This window comes from Sulfurovum sp. (genome assembly GCF_036568385.1).
Taxonomy (GTDB): domain Bacteria; phylum Campylobacterota; class Campylobacteria; order Campylobacterales; family Sulfurovaceae; genus Sulfurovum.
On sequence record NZ_DATCSP010000096.1, the window covers coordinates 1 to 18163 of the forward strand.

Sequence of the window (18163 nt, forward strand, 5' to 3'; positions counted from 1 at the left end):
GGTATCCCTATCGCCGTATTCGGCATGCGACTGGTCTTCCCTCTGGCCATTGTATCCGTGGCATCAGGCATGGGATTCCTGGAGACGCTTGACGTTGCCATGCACCAGCCAGAGCAGTATGAATCCATACTGAAAACGACCGAAGCCAGCATCTTTGCATTTGGAGGGGCTTTTTTGCTGATGGTCTTTTTGGATTTCTTTTTTGAGGAAAGAGAGATCAAATGGGTCAGGTTCATTGAGGGCTCAAGGGTCATGAAGCATTTTTCAGGGGTATCGAACATTGAACTTATCCTGGCACTCCTTGTGGGTATCGTTCTTGGGCACATCACGCAGGATTTTACCGTACTGTTGGCATTTATGTACGGGGTGCTGCTTCACTCCCTGCTTGGTATGCTCGACCATTTTCTCTCTTCCGAAACGGTCAGAAGCGGTATCGCAGGGTTCATCTATCTTGAGGTGCTGGATGCAAGCTTCAGTTTTGACGGTGTCATAGGGGCATTTGCACTGACCAGCAATATCTTTATCATCATGATCGGTCTGGGTATAGGGGCCATGTTCGTGCGGAGCCTTACCCTCTATTTTGTCGAAAAGAAAACTCTCTCGCTGTTTCGATACCTGGAGCACGGCGCACATTATGCCATCGGTATCCTGGCCTTTATCATGCTCATCAAGATCAACGTGCATGTCAGTGAAGTGCTCACGGGGACGATCGGTATCGGGCTGATAACCCTGGCTTTCCTGCATTCGATATGGGAAAACAGAAAATCACAGGATAAAGGGCTATAAAGCCTTATTTTCCAGCCACTTGCATAGCATATAGAGGGAGAAGAGATGTTGCTTGAACATTCCCTTCTTCCCTTTCTCCAGATACATTTCAAGTTCACCCTGGTTAAACAAATGCATCTTTTCCTGTACCCGGCCGATCACCTCCAGCTCTCCGCTCTCCTGCAGCCACTCTAGATACGGGTAGTTGAACCCTTTTTTCTTGCGATGGACGATCTCTTCGGGAAGATACTTCCCTGCCACACGTTTCACAAGCGCTTTGGGTACCCCTGTCAGACGTAACTCCGGTGCACAGGCAAATGCCAAAGCCGCCACTTCTTTGTCCAGGAACGGGCTTCTCGCTTCGACACTGTGCGCCATGCTCATACGGTCAATCTTGCGCAAAAAGACATTTCCCAGCATCACTTTGAGGTCCAGAAAGCTGTACCAGTCTACCGGCGAAGTACGCCCGCTCTGTTCGAATTCCTCCCTATACGCTTCAAGGGCTCCCAGGGAGTGGTTGTCTTTGACATTCATCCGCAGCAGCCTGTTCTGCTGAAGATCGGTAAAGACTTCCGCCGTGGAGCGGAAAAGCAGGCTCTCTTCGAAGATGCGCTTGTACCACTCCCACTCTTTGTGCAGGGAAAAATGTGACTTGAAATAGTGCTGCAGCCACCCTTTGAACTTCAGCCCTTTTGCCTGCTCCAGGTCATAGAACTCTTTATAGGTCCTGTACCCCATGAAAAGCTCATCGCTGCCGTCCCCGGTCAGCACCACCTTGTAGCCCTCTTGGTGCACTGTTTTCATCAGGTGGTACAGAGGCAGCATCGCCGGGTCTGCCAAAGGTTCATCCAAAACGGCGACGACCTCTTTTATGGCCTGCAAAAAATCTGCTTTGCCGAAGAGCACTTCATGGTGTTCCGAACCGATATGCTCGGCCACCCTTCTGGCAAAAGGACGTTCGTCATACTTCTCATACCCCTCGTACCCTATGCTGAAAGTGTGCACCTTCTGCTCCCGCGATGCCAGCGCAGCGACAAGAGAAGAATCCACGCCTCCCGAGAGCAGACAGGCGAACTTCACCTCTTTGGGCAAACGCAAAGAGACGGATTCCGTCAGTACCTGCTCCAGAAGGATCTCCGCCTCTGCCATCTCTGTGACCGTTCGGGCCTTCAGTAACGGCGTATAGTATTTTTCTTTCACCGTGGACTGCTTCTCCAAGGACAAGGTTACGATTTCCCCGGCTTCCACCTGATGAGTTTCCCTATGAAACGTCCGGGGCGCAAGCGGCGCCTGAAAGGAGAGATACGAAGGGATCATCTGCCGATCGAATCTGAACGGGACGATGGAATGAATGGCCTTCATTTCACTGGCGAAGATACATCTTTGCCCATCGAAAGTATAAAAGAGCGGTTTCTTCCCGAAAGGATCACGGAACAGTTTGACCTCTTCTCCCTCGATGACAGCGATAGCGAACATCCCGCGAAGATGCTTGACAAAACCGTCACCCCACTTCTGATAGGCTGCATACAGCACCTCTGTCTCGTTCTGCGCTTCGATCCCAAGCACCTCTGCCAAACTTTGATAATTGTAGATCTCTCCGTTAAAGAGTATCCTGATACCTTCGCGGAGGGACATCTGCGTACAGGATTCTGCCACATGGGTGACCGCAAGTCGGTGCACGCCCAAAAAACACTTCTCCCCTACAGCTGTAATGCTTTCATCAATGCCTCTATGCGCCAATGTGCCAAAAGCCGCTTTGGCTTCTTCAGGCTCATAGCTCCCGATAATTCCAAATATTGCACACACCTGCGAATTCCTTACAACTGCCTCATTTTCTGCATTATACTTACATAAAATAAATACTCTTCTCTTTCTTTTACTCTCTTTTGTGTTACAATGCCAAAAATCCATGCCGCTTATCATTTGCCCCATGGCAAGACTTTAGTGGGATGCATACCATAGGAACATCGCTCCTGGCCAACATGAGATAAGGATAACCAGTCATAATATGAAAAATTTAATTATAGTCGAATCACCAGCAAAAGCACGAACCATTACGAACTTTTTGGGAAAAGAGTATAAGGTCATCGCCTCCAAGGGGCATATCCGTGACCTGCCTAAAAGCACCTTTGGTATCACCCTGGATGAAGAGACTGGTGATCTCGTTCCAAAATACTCCATTCCGCGAGATGCGAATCCCACCGTCAAAGAGTTAAAAAAGCTTGCCAAGGAAGCAGAGACCGTCTTTATCGCGACGGATGAGGACCGGGAAGGTGAGGCGATCGGCTACCATATCGCCAAAGCGATCGGCAAAGATCCACTGGAACTCCCCCGTATCGTATTTCATGAGATCACCAAGAATGCCATAGAGCACGCGCTCGAAACCCCGCGTAAGGTAGACATGAACTCTGTGGACGCGCAGCAGACAAGAAGACTACTTGACCGTATCGTAGGGTATAAGCTTTCCCCTTTGCTTGCCAGCAAGATACAAAAAGGGCTCAGTGCCGGAAGGGTGCAGAGCTCTACGCTGAAACTCGTGGTCGACAGAGAGCGTGAGATCAAGGCGTTCGTTCCCGAAGAGTTCTGGACCGTGGATGCGCTCTTTGAGAAAGAGATCGATGCGTCTATCTACGACTATAACGGACTGAAGATAGACAAGCTGACCATCAAAACAGAGGCCGATGCCAACGAGATCGTGGCTTCGGCCAAAAGTGAGTCTTTTGTCGTAGATTCACTCGAAAAGACCAAAAGAAAGACCAAAACACCTGCACCGTTCATGACATCGACGCTGCAGCAGGCAGCCTCCACCCAGCTTGGATTCTCTCCTAAAAAGACCATGATGGTGGCACAGAAGCTTTATGAGGGGGTCAAAACAGACAAGGGGACCATGGGGGTGATCACCTATATGAGAACCGACTCGCTCAATCTTGCCAAAGAAGCCGTGGATGCAGCAAGAGCGCATATCAAGAACACCTATGGCGACAAGTACCTGCCGGCCAAAGCCAAGAATTATGCAACAAAATCCAAAGGGGCCCAGGAGGCGCATGAGGCTATCCGCCCTACGATGGTCGAGTTTGACGGCAAGCTGGCGGCGGACTACCTCTCAGTGGACGAACTGAAGCTTTACAGACTCATCTACAACCGCTTCCTCGCCTGCCAGATGACCGAAGCAGAGATGGAATCGCAGACACTCCTCTTCAAGGGGGAAAAATGTACCTTCAAGGCAAGCGGCAGAAAGCTCCTTTTTGACGGTTTTTACAAGGTGACGGGATATAATGAAAAAGACAAACTGCTGCCGGAGCTGAAAAAAGGGCAGGCGGTGAGTCTGGATGCCATCAACCAGGAGCAGCATTTTACAGAGCCGCCTGCACGCTATAATGAAGCCAGTCTGATCAAAAAGCTCGAATCACTGGGGATCGGCCGGCCAAGTACCTATGCACCGACGATCACTACCCTTCAGACGCGTAAATATATCGAGATAGAGAAAAAGCGTATCCATCCCACAGAGGTCGCCTTCACGGTGACAGAGATGCTCGAAAAGCACTTTCCGGAGATCGTGGACAGCGGATTTACCTCATCCATGGAAGAGACGCTGGACGAAATAGCCGAGGGAGAAGCCAACTGGCAAACGATACTGAAAGAGTTCTACACCCCCTTCCTGCATAAGGTAGAAGAGGGCAAGAAAAACATCAAAAGTCTGAAGGTCGCCATCCCCACAGGCGAGGAGTGTCCCAAGTGCGGTTCGGAACTTCTCTTACGGAAGGGACGTTATGGCGAGTTCATTGCATGCAGTAATTTCCCTAAGTGCAAATATACCAAAAACCCTGATGGGTCTGAAGTAGAAGGGCCTGAAGAGACAGACCAGAAATGTGAGAAGTGCGGTTCTATCATGGTCATCAAGGACTCAAGAAGAGGCAAGTTCCTTGCCTGCTCCGCCTACCCGAAATGCAAAAACGCGAAGCCGCTTGAGCCGGCGAAAGAACTGAGCGTTCCCTGCCCTGAATGCGGGGGGACACTCCAGGAGCGAGAGGGGAAAAGAGGCAAATTCTTTGGGTGCACGAACTATCCGAAGTGTAAATTCATCGCCAACTTTGAACCTGTAGACAAAAAATGCCCCGAGTGTGGTTATACCATGGGCAAAAAAAGCCTCAAAAGCGGTGATGTCTATGAGTGCTTTAAATGTAAACATAAAGAAAAGGCAGAGTAACTCCTATGAAGAAAATATTTTTATGTGCCATTAACAACATTCTCAGCGGTACCTGTCTGGAAGACTGCAAGTTCTGTACACAAAGCGTACGGTATCATGCAGACATAGAACGGTACAGTTTTAAAGATATCGGACAGATCGTCTCTGAAGCAAAAGCGGCAAAGGCCAATGGTGCCCTGGGCTACTGCCTGGTGACCGCAGGAAAAGGGCTTGATGACAAAAAAGTAGACTTTGTGGCACGTGCGGCGCAGGCGGTCAAAGCAGAGGTCAAAGACCTCAACCTTATCGCATGCAACGGTACGGCGAGCAAAGAACAGCTCCGCTATCTGCAACAGCATGGTATCGACAGCTACAACCACAATCTCGAGACTTCCGAACGCTATTATGCAGATATCTGCAGCACCCATGCCTGGAGCGAACGCTACGAGACCTGCGAAAATGTCAAGTCTGTAGGGCTGGCACTGTGTTCGGGGGGTATCTTCGGCATGGGAGAGACACAAGAGGACAGAGACTCCCTGCTTGATGCCATCGCATCACTTTCTCCGGAGTCCACCCCTCTGAACTTCTACCATCCCAACCCTGCTCTGCCCATCAAAACACGGAATATAGACCTTGACGAGGCAGTGGCCATCATCAAAAAGGCCCGCCATCTCCTAGGAGAGGAGAAGCTCCTGATGGTAGCAGGAGGCCGCGAGCTTCTGTTCAACGGCAAAGAGGGACTGATGTTCGAATCGGGAGCCAACGCCATGGTCATCGGAAACTATCTGACCACCAAAGGGATCGAAGCCAACCGTGACCTGGAAGTACTTGATTCCTTGGGCTATGAGGTAGCAACGAGCTGTGATACACACTAACATTACCCTGATACTGGTACTCTCCTTACTGATATGGGGGAGCCCTTTTGTTGCAAAGTTCTTGCGTCTGCCAATGCCTCCCGTCGAGATCGTTCTGGGGTCACTGGTCGCTTATCTTGGCCTGCCCTGGCACAACCAGTATTTTGAACTGATCGCTGAAGTAGGGTTCCTTTATCTGATATTTTTGGCAGGGATGGAAGTGGATCTGAAGCAGATCACGAAGAGTCCTAAAATAGTGATCCATAAATCCGTACTTTTTTTATTGCTGATGGTCCTCTTTTCCATACTGTTCGGGCTGCTCTTTGATCTGAACGCTATTGTCATCATCTCCATGCCGCTTATCTCCATCGGATTGCTGGCACCGCTCTCAAAACTGTACGGCAAAGAAGAGCCATGGCTGCGTTTGGCCTTTATAGCGGGGGTATTGGGAGAGATCTTAAGTATTGCTGCACTGACGGTGTTTGATGCTGCGATCACTACGGGGTTCACCATCGATCTTGTGCTGAAAATAGGATACCTGCTCCTCTTTATGTTCATGGCTTACATACTTTACAAAGCCGTACATCTGCTTTTCTGGTGGTTCCCTGAGCTGAAAAGTGTCCTGGTTCCAAAACTGGACACTTCCTCTCAAGACATTCGTCTCTCTATGGCGCTCTTTTTCATTCTGATCGCTGTGATGCTGTTCCTTGAGCTAGAGTTGGCACTGGGGGCCTTTATTGCGGGAGTGGCCATTTCAGCGTTCTTTCACCACGAGAAAGAACTCGAAAAAAAGATGTCAAGTCTCGGCTTTGGATTTTTAGTACCTATCTTCTTTATTCATGTGGGGGCATCTTTTGATATTCGTGCACTTGCACTCGAAGGTGTGGTCTCGGGAGCGCTGCTTATTACAGGATTGATGATCGTCTCCAGAATCTTTGCAGGATTTGCATTAAAAGGTATAAGCGGGGCAGAGAATGCTCTGCTGATAGCACTTTCTCTCTCTATGCCATTGACCCTTCTTGTTGCCGTTGCGACGATCGGGTACAATACAAAGCTGCTGGACCTGTTAACCTATTATCAGCTTATCTTGGCAAGTATTTTTGAAATATTGATCGCGATGACTCTCATTAATATATTGAAAAGCCGTCAGAGGTCCTGACAAAAAATGCAGGCCTAAGAAGATACTACTCTCCCTTGCTCATCTCTTTGATCGCTTCCTTAAAGGCTCTGTCTGCGGCCTCTTTTGCTTCTTTTGCTTCCCGTGTAAGATTGATGTCCGCAACAGCGCTGCCAGGTGTTTCCTCCTTGCGCTCTACAAGTTTCACCTCGTTGCTGGCTAACCTCACTTCTTCTACCGCTTTCACTGCTTCAGCAAGTTCTTTTTCTTCGGCCAGTTTTTCGGCAGCCAGTTTCTCGGCAGCAAATTTCTCCGCTCTCTGTTTTTCATAGGCTTCTACTTCGCGTCTTTCTTTTTCTTTTGCTTCCTGCGCGAGTCTTTCCTGCTCTATTTTCGCTTTCTCGAGGGCTTCTTGCTCTTGTGCGGCTTTTCTCTGTGCCTGCACAGATTCCCAGTAAGCTATATCCTGGGCATCTTTTTGCGCTTTTGCGGCCTTGGCTTTTTCTGCTTCTTCCTGTTTGGCAGAAGCATCCTCAGAAGGCTCAGCTACTTCTTTCTCTTCAGCAGCTTCTTCTGTGTCAGCGTTTTTTTTAGCACTGTCTTCTTCTGTCTTCTCCTCTTCTTCGTCCAATCCGTCCAGCTCATCCAGTCCGTCCAGCTCATCCGATCCCGCTGCGTCTCTGATGTCAGAAAGGAATCGATCCGCATCCCGATCCAGGACGGCAAGCCCTCTGTTTAACTCTGAAGCGTTCACACTCACCAACATTAACATCATTGCTGCCCATAGATATCGTTTCATCTTTACTCCTTAGGTTCTAACTGCTTTAATTCAAAATACTCTTTTTGTAGTCTTTGATTATCAATTTTCAAAACCTTCTTTTCAGAAGATAAACCTTGTTTTTTCTCTTTTAACTGATTCAAGACAGTCAATGAGTTCTCGCCGTATATCAACACTCCCACATAGATGCCAAAAAGCAGGATACCTATCGCCGTCACCAAAAACGCTTTCAGTGAAAATCCGGCTATCCCCTCTTCCCTGCTGAGATCTGTCATGTCAAGCGCTTCTATTTTTTAAAGAGTGACGCGCCCAAATACTCGAACTGTCCGAGTTCTGCCTCAATTTCAAGCAGTCTATTGTATTTAGCGATCCTGTCAGATCTTGCAGTGGAACCCGTTTTGATCTCACCGGTATTCAATGCCACGGCAAAATCTGCGATAAAGGTATCTTCGCTCTCGCCTGAACGGTGAGACATCACACAGGTATATCCGCTTCTTTGTGCAAGACGTACCGTTTGCATCGTCTCCGACACGGTACCGATCTGATTTGGCTTGATCAGAATAGAGTTTGCGATCTCTTTCTCTATCCCCTCTGCCAGGATCGAAACATTCGTTACAAAGAGATCATCACCGACCAACTGAACCTTGTCGCCAAGCACTTCGGTAAGGTGCTTCCATCCATCCCAGTCATCTTCGCTCAGTCCGTCCTCGATCGAAACGATCGGGTACTTCGCACACATATCCGCATAATAGGCGCTAAGCTCTTCGGATGTCAATTCTCTATTTTCCGACTTAAGTACATATTTGCCTGCGTCATTGATCAGCTCGGATGCAGCCACATCCAGCGCGATAGCGATCTGCTCTCCAGGCTTATATCCCGCTTTTTCGATCGCCTGCATGATCACCTGGATCGGCTCTTCATTGCTCTTAAGGTTTGGTGCAAAACCACCCTCATCTCCTACCGCAGTACTTTCTCCCATGCCATCGATGATCTTTTTGAGGTTATGATAGACTTCAGCACAGGCTCTCAGCCCTTCTGAAAATCTGTCAAACCCTACCGGCATGACCATGTACTCTTGAAAGTCTACAGAGTTGTTCGCATGCTCCCCGCCGTTGATGATGTTCAACATCGGCACCGGCATGACCACCGCATTGGCACCCCCAAGATAGCGGTAAAGCGGCATGCCCATACTCTTTGCCGCTGCACGTGCAACCGCCATGGAGACACCCAGTACCGCATTGGCGCCCAGATTTCCATAGTTGTTCGTGCCGTCTATCTCTTTCATGATAAGGTCCACTTCAGCCTGATTGAAAGGGCTGAGTCCTACCAATGCATCGCAAATGGGACCATTGACGTTCTCACATGCCTGCAGTACGCCTTTTCCCATATACCTGTCACCGCCGTCTCTCAGCTCAAGTGCCTCACGTTTCCCCGTACTGGCTCCACTCGGCACAATGGCGCTCTCTACTGTTCCATCACTTAAACTGACTGTAGCCTTTACTGTAGGATTTCCCCTGCTATCCATGACTTCCGTTGCTACGATCTCATCGATATAAATCATCTGTTTCCTTTATATGTTCATTATCTTGCTGTTTCCTATTTATTTTATCGAAATTTACCCTATACTTAAATGAGTCTGATTATTAAAAATAGGCTTGGAAGGGAGGATGTTTAGTTTTGTTGGGTGAATAGGGGGAGAGGGTGAAAGAAATTGTTTTCTGACCCCTGCTGAAAGTGTATAAAAAAGGGACTCAGATACGATAGAGTCCCCCTGCAGCTGATCTGGATCGATCTACTCTTCGACCATCTCACTCTCATCTACCGCAAGTGCCGTGCCTTGGCCCAGCGCTTCTCTGATCTTCATCTCTATTTCAGCCATCAGTTCCGGGTTCTCTTTGATCGCAAGTTTTGCATTTTCTTTTCCCTGACCCAGTTTTTCACTGCCGTAAGAGAACCATGCACCCGACTTGTCTATAATATCCATCTTGACACCATAGTCAATGAGTTCTCCCACGAACGAGATCCCTTCGCCGAACATAATGTCGAATTCCGCCTGTCTGAATGGAGGTGCCACTTTATTTTTCACTACTTTTGCTTTGACACGGTTACCTATAGAGTTCTCACCTTGTTTGAGTGTTGCAATACGTCTGACATCGATACGTACCGAACAATAGAATTTCAATGCATTACCACCCGTTGTTGTCTCTGGTGACCCGTACCCCATGGTACCGATCTTCATACGAATTTGGTTAATGAAGATCACCGTTGTGTTCGTTTTATGGAGGATAGCAGTGAGTTTACGCAGTGCCTGTGACATCAGTCTTGCCTGCAATCCGACATGCTGATCTCCCATGTCCCCCTCTATCTCGCTTTTTGGTGTAAGTGCGGCAACAGAGTCAACGATGATCAGATCAACCGCTGCAGATCTTGCCAATGTTTCAAGTACATCCAGTGCCTGCTCACCAAAGTCCGGTTGAGAAACCAAAAGATTATCCGTATCCACACCCAGATTTCTGGCATAGACAACATCCAATGCATGCTCCGCATCGATAAAGGCACACACCATACCCTTTTTCTGTGCCGAAGCAATGGTCTGCAACGCAAGTGTTGTCTTACCTGATGACTCAGGTCCATAGATCTCTATGATACGTCCCTGCGGTATCCCGCCTATCCCTAATGCCATATCGAGACCAAGTGAGCCTGTTGAGATAGATTCGATAGGTTCGAACTCTTTGTCTCCCAGTCTCATCAATGTACCTTTACCAAACGTCTTATCGATCTGTTTGATCGCCATATCCAGTGCTTTTTGCTTATTTGCATCCATTGCCATTGTCATATCCTTAACCTTAATGTTGAATTCTAGCACCATTCTAATAGATTTCGTACACAAGACGCAAAAATATGTCAAATTGACATGTTTTTTATGTGTTCCGCTCAAAAGTTACCCCAAATAGAAACCATGATAGAATACCAACACTATATAAAAAAGAGAGTGCCTGCCCATGAACCCTATACAATTAGCCCATTCTCCAGATGCAGACGATATTTTTATGTATTATGCCATTAAGTTCGGCTGGGTCGATACCAAGGGCTACACCTTTGAGAATATCGGTTTGGACATTGAAACACTGAACGTGGAGGCCCTGAAAGGGACCTATGATGTCACGGCTATCAGTTTCGGGATGTATCCGCTGATCAAAAATGAGTATGCACTGCTTCGCACCGCCGTCAGTTTTGGGGAGGGGTATGGACCCAAACTCATACGCCGCAAGGACAAAAAGCTCAAACGGCATTTTAAAGTGGCCCTTTCTGGCAAATATACGACCAATGCCATGCTTTTCAGGATCTACTACCCTGAAGCAAGGCCGGTCTACATGGATTTCCTTGAGATAGAAGAGGCTGTCGTTTCCGGTCAGGTAGATGCCGGTGTGCTGATCCACGAATCTATTTTGGATTTTGACGAAAGCCTGGAGGTGGAGAAAGAGGTATGGGATATTTGGGTAGAGCTGGCAGGAGAGGGTCTGCCATTGCCGCTAGGGGGTATGGCGATCCGAAGAAGCCTTCCGCTCAACCGCGCCATCGATATAGAGAATATCCTTATAGAGGGGGTCAAAGTAGCCAATGAGAGAAAAAAGGAGCTCTGTGCAAAACTTGAAGCAGAGAGTCTTGTACGTATCTCAGATGAGATGCTTAAAAAATATCTTGACATGTATGCCTCGGAGGAGTCGGTGGAACTCTCCGCCCTTCAACTGCAGGCACTGGACAAGCTGTATGAATTAGGCTTCCAACACGGTTTATGGGAGACACCGATCAAAACGGAAGACTATCTGCTGCCTAAAGAGTATGAAGTCCTACGGAACAGATGAATGTTCTTTAAAACGATAGACTTTTCCAAATACTCAAGCATCAAGGTAGGACAGCCTACAGAGGTACTCATGATAGAAGAAGGTGATACCATACCCAAGGAGAGATACCTCATAGGAGGGGCGAATAACCTGCTCGTCTCACCAAACCCACCTCCTCTGATGATGCTTTCCAAAGATTTCGCCACCATCGAGCAGGAAGACCATTTCTTGACGATTGGGGCAGCGATGCCTACCGGACGTATCGTCTCTTATGCCAAAAAACATGACATCGCAGGTTTTGAATTTTGTTCCAAGCTTCCAGGAACGCTCGGAGGCATGTTGGCGATGAACGCAGGGGTCAAATCGTATGAGATATTTAACATTTTGCACTCCGTCAAAATAGACAGGAAATGGATATCGGCACAAGAGATAGAACATGGCTATCGTTTTGCGAAACTGAACGGTATCGCCACACATGCCAGGTTTGAGATACACAAAGGATTTAACCAGGAGCTATTGGATGCGTTACTGAACCTGCGGTCCAATCAGCCTCACGAGCCAAGTGCGGGATCTGCCTTTAAAAATCCTGAAGGGGATCATGCCGGTCGCCTGATAGAAGCTGTGGGATTAAAAGGGGCAAGAAAAGGCCAAATGCAATGGAGCACCGTACATGCGAACTTTCTGGTCAATTTGGGAGGGGGTACCTTTGAGGAAGCCAAGTCCTTGATAGACTTGGCGAAAAACGAGGTGTTAAATAGGTTTGGTATTCACTTGGTAGAGGAGATCAAGATCCTCTAAAGCAAAAACCTAGTTTGCGTCCTTGGATCCGCCGATCAGTACCGCCCCTGAATCCAGGCAACGTACACATCTCACGTAGTTGGACTCACTTGGCTTTCGTTTATACTGATACGCATCTGCCGCATATACCACATAGTATCTGTTCTCCGTTGTAGGTGTTGATGTCCAGAAATCTGCATCACGGGAATAGAAGAAATTATCATCCTTTTTGTCATGCATATGTGTCAACTCTTCTGAGGTAGGCAATCTCCAGTCACTGTACCCGGCATAGTGCAATGCACGGCAGTAGTTCATCGCATGGCTGAATGTCCCCGCTTTTGCTATAGAGTGTTCGCGCTTATAGGCACCATCTTCCGCATCTGTATAGGCTTGGTCTTGCCACATAAGCTTTGCATCACTCTCCACAAATACTTTATTTGTTTTACACGGTGCATTGGTGATCGTTGCAACAGGCGGAAGGCTCTCACTAGGTGTATCCCCTCCGGCCATCAGTAATGTGGTTACCATAGAAACACATGCAGCAACAAGTACTTTTTTCATTTTTTCTCCTTAGTTATCCAATATTATTCAATATGATAATATAACATTTATCAAACTAAGCTAAATTTGGCAAATTATTTTAAATAATCACATTTCCAACGATAAGTCAGGGATGAATCAGGCATGTATTTCTATTGCCACACCATTTTCAACCGCTCGCCAAAGTTTGTCCATCGCGAGATTTGGTACGGCCATACATCCCTCGGTCCAGTCACGCGAAAGGGTATATTCATCTCCCTGTCCATCAGCATTCCATTTAGGCTGCCCGTGTATCGTGATAGCGCCTCCCGGGTTCACTCCCATTTTCCGTGCCCTGGCTTTATCTTCTTCGTCAGGATAAGAGATCAAAAGGGATTTGTAGAGTCTGGAGTCACATTTTTTTCTGACAATACAATAAGATCCCTCCGGCGTTCTGTAATCGCCCACTTTGATCTTGTCTCCTTTGTCACCGTTCTTGCCCAGAGAGATGCGGAACTTTTCCACCACTTTGCCATTCCTGTAGGCGTACATGACCCTCTTTTTCTTATACACTATGAGCTTGTCTATCTTCGCATCATGGTCGACCTCTTCCCCTCTTGCGAGTTCATTGACACACTCTTGTATCGCATACGTGGTATCGTCTACCTTTCCATAATATGTTGGCTCCCCACAGCCGACCATCAACAGTAAAGCTGCCATTCCGAACATGCCCCGTTTCATCTTCATTCTTTCGCTACGATATCAGCCCCAATCCTCATTTCGGTGTTTGGATTTATGTTTGTCCTTTTTATAGGACGTGCCGTTTTTCAGCTTCTGCAGTCTGTTCAGATTGCTCATCTCTGCTTCCCGCATATCTGAAAACGTCTTGTCGCCAAAGGTATCCGTCAGGCACGTTTCCTGATAAAGGCGCAGGATATACTCTTTCAGCTGCTGATGAAACTCTGATTCCAGCTGCACTTCTGCTTTGTCATCGAACTTCTTTTTCAGCTGTTCGAACTTTGTGACGAAATCCTCTGCAGTGACATTTTCATCTCGGAACATACGAAACAGATTCTTACTGATCTTCTCCAGTTCAACAATATATTTTTGACGGTTGAACTTATCGATCTGCTTTTGCGTATATCTCATCATGCACCTCTACTGGATAACAATAGGAACTCCTTCACGGACCGCATACCACAGCTCACTCATTGCAGCGTTCGTGACCGCCACGCACCCCTGGGTCCAGTTCTGTGTCAGCGTATAGGCATCACCTTTGCCATCTGCATTCCAGGTCGGCTGTCCATGCAGCGTGATAGCCCCACCCGGGTTCACCCCTCTCTTGGCAGCCCTGGCCCTGTCTTCCGGTCTGGGGTAAGAGATACAAAGTGAACGGTAGAATTGGGGAGAACAAAGTTTTCTGGATATCCAGAATTCACCTTCAGGGGTTCGGTTGTCTCCCTGCTGCTGCTTGGTCCCTATCGGGTTCTTCCCCAAAGAGACAGGGAGTACATTGGTCACCTTATTGTCTTTGTAGAGGTACATTTTACGTTCTTTTTTTACGACAACGATCTTATCTATGCTGTCACTCGGGGAAAAATCTTCCGCTTCAAGCAGCTCTTCTTTACACTCTTCCAGCGTATACTGGTTGTCTTTCACCTGCGGCTCAGGAGGAGGCGTACTGCCGCAGCCGGCTAAAAACCATGCGGCCCATACAGACACTAAAAACCCATACATACTTTTCATCTAAATAGATCTTCCTTCAATAAATTACGCTATTTTAACACAAAATGAATAATGGGAAATAAATGAAATTTGGAGGGAAAAAATAAAAAAGCATCAGGATAAACACCCTTCAAGAGAAGAGGTTTATCTAAAAGAGGGAACAGCTTAACACGCTGCCTTCGCTGCATCAAGTGCTTCTTCGTAGTTAGGCTCTTGTGTAATTTCCGGAACGACTTGTTTATAGGTCACTTTCCCATCTTTACCGATCACGAAGATCACTCTTGCTGTAAGACCAGCCAAAGGCCCGTCTGCCAAAAGCACACCATATGCATTAGCAAAATCTTTGTTTCTGAAGTCTGAACATACTTTGATGTTATCGATCCCTGCTGCACCGCACCATCTTGCTGCCGCAAACGGAAGGTCCATAGATACCGTAATGACCTCAACACCCTCAAGACCAGCAGCTTCACTGTTGAATCTTCTGGTCTCTGCATCACAAACACCTGTATCAAGCGATGGTACTGCGATGACCAATTGTACTTTACCTTCTCCACCGACCGTCTCGTCTTGAAGCATTGGGTCACAGTTTACTACTGTCACTGCCGGTGCTGTATCGCCTACGTTGATCTCTGTACCTGCAAGGTTACATACGATGTCATTTTTAAATGTTACTGTTGCCATTTCATTGCCTTTAAAATAATTTTTATCGAAGCATTATGGCTTAAAGAATATAAACATACTCTTAAATAAGATAATTTATATCTTATTTCTATAAATTTATCTGAATTGTCCCGGGATCAGGTACAAAAAGTGACAACACTGTCATAGCTTAATACTTGACTATCCCTGTTTTTTCTTTGGTCACCAGACTGTCCGATACACTGGACCCTGCCATGAATATGCCATAGATCGCCCCTACCAGCAACCCCGAGAGGATCACGATCCATACCGTCAATCTCTTTTCTGTGCTTCCTTTGGTCTGATAGTCTTCTATCGCTGCAAGCGTAGGCTCTGTATGCTTCATCGTTTCTCCTTATTTTGTGACCAGGTCGGCACGAGGGTAGAAAAACACCTGCTCTCTTTCAACCACGATCTTCTCTCTGTCGTCTATCGCATAGGCTCTTATACGTATGGGCACAGGCACATCTTTTCTCGTATTTTGGGCCAACTGCTCTTTGGTCTCGAGTATCACTACCTTCTTCTTTTTCTGACCTGCGCTCAATTTGAACGGTTCGGCAGGTCTCTTGATCGTGATTTTATCATTCCCTACGATCTCAAAGTAGTAGGTATGCTCTTTGCTGTCGGTATTGGCGAACATAAAAATATAGTCATTCTGTACCACGCCGTTCTCAAGCACTTTATAGAGTCTTTGCCCCTTGTTGATGTTGAGCAGCATATGTTCTTTTTTGCTTCCCATCACGAACAAGGCCACAAGGACGATCGTCAGGACCGCAAAGTATGCGATCACCTTGCCTCTGAAATAGTTGGTTTTGCCCTCATGTCTTACTGTCTCTTTTTCGCTCGACCACTGTACCAGGCTTGGCTTTCCAAGCGCTCCCATGACCTCCGTACAGGCATCTACACACTCAAGGCAGTTGATGCACTCCAGCTGCAGCCCTTTACGGATATCTATATGGGTAGGACATACGGTGACACAGCTCTCACAGGTCGTACACTCTGCACTGCTGTCCACGCTCAAAAGGTCCTTTTGTTTCGTGAACTTCTTTTCTCTCTCGTATCCGTGTCCTTCATAGATCTCTCCCCCGCGGATAGGATCATAGACCGCCATGATCGTATCATCATCATACAGTACGGACTGTACACGGCTGTAGGGACAGACATAGACACAGAAGTTCTCTTTGATGAACACGACATCCAGAATGATAAAGAGTGCTATCGAAACTAACGTACCTATTAGAAACATATGCTCTGAAGGGTTACTCAGGTAGCTGAAAAAATCCTCCGGCGGCACAAAATACCACAAAAAATTGGCCGAAGCCACAAATGCGAGCACAGACCAAAGCAAAATGGCGATGACCAATTTCACTTTGTTCTCCATCTTGGACATGTCCGGTTCTTTCTGCTTGTTTTTGATGCGTTTACGCAATCCCAGTAGTTTCGTCTCGATACCGTCCCTGTAGATGACGCGGAAAATGGTCTGGGGACAGGCCCATCCGCACCACGCCCTACCCCCGACGACCGTCACGGCAAATATCCCAAGAAAAAGGAGCATAAGCAGGAACGGCATCAGGTAGAGCTCCTGCATGTCAAAGGCAACGCCTGCCAAATGCAGTTTCTTCTGGTCAAAACTCAATAAGAAAAGATGGTTGCCGTTGATCGTGATCCATGGTATTGCCAGGGCCATGACCGTTGCGGCGGCATAGACCCAGTATCTTTTGATCCTGTAAGGCACCCAGTCTTTTAAATACTCTTTTGCCTGATTTTTCTTTGGTTGTTCATTGAGTGTGGTTGCTTCCATTACTGTTCCTTTTGTACTTCTTTCGCTTTTTGTTCTTTCGCTTTTTTGGCTTCTTCAAATGGGCATATAAGGACTATATTCTCCATATTTTTGACTTCTCTGTCAAGATTTATCTCCATCCATCCTCCTTCTATTATATCTTTTATTCCGCGTGATTCTATATAATCTTTCAATGAGCTCCGGCTCACATCCAGCTCTCTGGCTATGGCGCTGACGCTCATTCCTTCGGAGAGCAAAGCGATGATCTCTTGCTGGTGCACATCAAACTTGGAGCTTGACCTGCTTCCTTTGGGACGTCCCAACTGCTTTGTTTTCTCTTTTTCCTCACTTCTCAATGCATTCAATAGAGGAAAGATATCCACCATATCGGTATCTTTGTTCATCAGCAGCTTCGAATCAACGATCCAAAGATTCACATTGTGACTCAACATACAGTTGATCACCTTGACCAGCTCCTCTACCTTGTCACTCAAAATGGACAAAGAGGAGATGATCACCGTGTAGCCATCCTGCATCGTTTGCAAAAATGCCTCAAAATCCTCTCTTTCATCCAAAGGGAGGTTCTTGGTAGCATACTCAACCACTTCTTTGTCAATGGTCAGCTCTTTTCGCACTGCAAAGGAAAGTATGGCGCTTTGCTGTGTCGTCAAATGCGGGAAACCCGGCACTTGTCTCATATAGGAATATACCATGATGTTCCTTTCATTGGTTATAATTTTTATTATAATACCTTATGTGATGATAAAAGTCAAGATTTTTGACTATTTTTTCGTCATTTATACTGTTTTAATCGTCACCGTTTTTTACTATCTCTCTATTTTATGTTAAAATATGCCTAGTAACAGTATTTAAAAGCATGAGGATAAAAAGTGAATCTGACACATTTAGACGAACAGAACAAGCCCAAAATGGTCGACGTCTCCGATAAAGACAACACGACCCGTATTGCCACAGCCAGTGGCATCATAGAGGTAGGACAGGCTGCTTATGATGCAGTGATCTCAAATACAGCAAAAAAAGGGCCTGTGCTGCAAACGGCGGTCATCGCTGCGATCCAGGGGACCAAACAGACCTCTACCCTTATTCCTATGTGTCACCCCTTGATGCTGACTTCGGTC

At 47.0% G+C, this 18163-nt stretch carries 20 protein-coding genes; 7 read left to right on the forward strand and 13 right to left on the reverse strand.

Annotated features, from left to right (window positions below; genetic code table 11):
* The coding region (locus tag VIM88_RS10110) for a DUF475 domain-containing protein (protein WP_331862771.1) at positions 1 to 786 on the forward strand (786 nt) is incomplete at its 5' end.
* Here the strand turns inward: VIM88_RS10110 and asnB are convergent.
* Positions 781 to 2571, reverse strand: coding sequence for an asparagine synthase (glutamine-hydrolyzing) (gene asnB, locus VIM88_RS10115; RefSeq protein ID WP_331862772.1), 1791 nt, complete (start codon positions 2569 to 2571; stop codon positions 781 to 783). The genes VIM88_RS10110 and asnB overlap by 6 nt on opposite strands.
* A gap of 202 nt (positions 2572 to 2773) precedes the next feature.
* On the opposite strand from asnB, the gene topA reads away from it, so the two are divergent.
* From topA to VIM88_RS10130, 3 genes are read left to right on the forward strand one after another with little or no spacing between them, the layout of a single operon-like run.
* Positions 2774 to 4972: a type I DNA topoisomerase gene (topA, locus tag VIM88_RS10120; protein WP_331862773.1), complete on the forward strand. Its 2199-nt coding sequence runs from the start codon at positions 2774 to 2776 to the stop codon at positions 4970 to 4972.
* Between the two features lie 5 nt (positions 4973 to 4977).
* Positions 4978 to 5826 carry a biotin synthase gene (locus tag VIM88_RS10125; protein WP_331862774.1) on the forward strand — a complete coding sequence of 283 codons (849 nt, stop codon included), beginning with the start codon at positions 4978 to 4980 and terminating at the stop codon, positions 5824 to 5826.
* Positions 5813 to 6964, forward strand: coding sequence for a cation:proton antiporter (locus VIM88_RS10130; protein ID WP_331862775.1), 1152 nt, complete (start codon positions 5813 to 5815; stop codon positions 6962 to 6964). The genes VIM88_RS10125 and VIM88_RS10130 overlap by 14 nt, the downstream gene beginning before the upstream one ends.
* Before the next feature lie 25 nt (positions 6965 to 6989).
* On the opposite strand, the gene VIM88_RS10135 is transcribed toward VIM88_RS10130, so the two are convergent.
* From VIM88_RS10135 to recA, 4 genes are all read right to left on the reverse strand, one after another.
* Positions 6990 to 7721, reverse strand: coding sequence for a hypothetical protein (locus VIM88_RS10135; protein WP_331862776.1), 732 nt, complete (start codon positions 7719 to 7721; stop codon positions 6990 to 6992).
* Between the two features lie 2 nt (positions 7722 to 7723).
* Positions 7724 to 7975, reverse strand: a complete 252-nt coding sequence (locus VIM88_RS10140) for a hypothetical protein (RefSeq protein ID WP_331862777.1) — start codon at positions 7973 to 7975, stop codon at positions 7724 to 7726.
* Between the two features lie 11 nt (positions 7976 to 7986).
* The gene (gene eno, locus VIM88_RS10145) at positions 7987 to 9261 is read right to left on the reverse strand and encodes a phosphopyruvate hydratase (RefSeq protein WP_331862778.1); all 1275 of its coding nucleotides are present in this window, start codon (positions 9259 to 9261) and stop codon (positions 7987 to 7989) included.
* 231 nt (positions 9262 to 9492) lie between these two features.
* Positions 9493 to 10530 carry a recombinase RecA gene (gene recA / locus VIM88_RS10150; protein ID WP_331862779.1) on the reverse strand — a complete coding sequence of 346 codons (1038 nt, stop codon included), beginning with the start codon at positions 10528 to 10530 and terminating at the stop codon, positions 9493 to 9495.
* A gap of 172 nt (positions 10531 to 10702) precedes the next feature.
* Between recA and VIM88_RS10155 the strand changes: the two genes are divergently transcribed.
* Entirely contained in the window at positions 10703 to 11566 is an 864-nt protein-coding gene (locus tag VIM88_RS10155; RefSeq protein ID WP_331862780.1) for a menaquinone biosynthesis family protein, read from the forward strand.
* Entirely contained in the window at positions 11567 to 12343 is a 777-nt protein-coding gene (locus VIM88_RS10160) for a UDP-N-acetylmuramate dehydrogenase (RefSeq protein WP_331862781.1), read from the forward strand.
* A 9-nt stretch (positions 12344 to 12352) separates the two neighbouring features.
* On the opposite strand, the gene VIM88_RS10165 is transcribed toward VIM88_RS10160, so the two are convergent.
* From VIM88_RS10165 to VIM88_RS10200, 8 genes are all read right to left on the reverse strand, one after another.
* Positions 12353 to 12883: a DUF1566 domain-containing protein gene (locus VIM88_RS10165; protein ID WP_331862782.1), complete on the reverse strand. Its 531-nt coding sequence runs from the start codon at positions 12881 to 12883 to the stop codon at positions 12353 to 12355.
* Positions 12884 to 13000: 117 nt separating this feature from the next.
* Positions 13001 to 13582, reverse strand: coding sequence for a L,D-transpeptidase family protein (locus VIM88_RS10170; protein WP_331862783.1), 582 nt, complete (start codon positions 13580 to 13582; stop codon positions 13001 to 13003).
* A 21-nt stretch (positions 13583 to 13603) separates the two neighbouring features.
* Positions 13604 to 13990: a hypothetical protein gene (locus VIM88_RS10175; protein WP_331862784.1), complete on the reverse strand. Its 387-nt coding sequence runs from the start codon at positions 13988 to 13990 to the stop codon at positions 13604 to 13606.
* Between the two features lie 9 nt (positions 13991 to 13999).
* Positions 14000 to 14587, reverse strand: coding sequence for a L,D-transpeptidase family protein (locus VIM88_RS10180; protein WP_331862785.1), 588 nt, complete (start codon positions 14585 to 14587; stop codon positions 14000 to 14002).
* A gap of 144 nt (positions 14588 to 14731) precedes the next feature.
* A complete protein-coding gene (tpx, locus tag VIM88_RS10185; protein WP_331862786.1) occupies positions 14732 to 15247 on the reverse strand; it encodes a thiol peroxidase in 516 nt (171 codons plus the stop codon).
* A gap of 148 nt (positions 15248 to 15395) precedes the next feature.
* On the reverse strand, positions 15396 to 15590 hold the full coding sequence (locus VIM88_RS10190; RefSeq protein ID WP_331862787.1) for a hypothetical protein: 195 nt from the start codon (positions 15588 to 15590) through the stop codon (positions 15396 to 15398).
* A gap of 9 nt (positions 15591 to 15599) precedes the next feature.
* Entirely contained in the window at positions 15600 to 17045 is a 1446-nt protein-coding gene (gene ccoG, locus VIM88_RS10195; RefSeq protein WP_331862788.1) for a cytochrome c oxidase accessory protein CcoG, read from the reverse strand.
* Positions 17045 to 17737, reverse strand: coding sequence for a recombinase family protein (locus VIM88_RS10200; RefSeq protein ID WP_331862789.1), 693 nt, complete (start codon positions 17735 to 17737; stop codon positions 17045 to 17047). Before VIM88_RS10200 ends, ccoG begins: the two co-directional genes overlap by 1 nt.
* A gap of 177 nt (positions 17738 to 17914) precedes the next feature.
* On the opposite strand from VIM88_RS10200, the gene VIM88_RS10205 reads away from it, so the two are divergent.
* The coding region (locus VIM88_RS10205) for a cyclic pyranopterin monophosphate synthase MoaC (protein WP_331862790.1) at positions 17915 to 18163 on the forward strand (249 nt) is incomplete at its 3' end.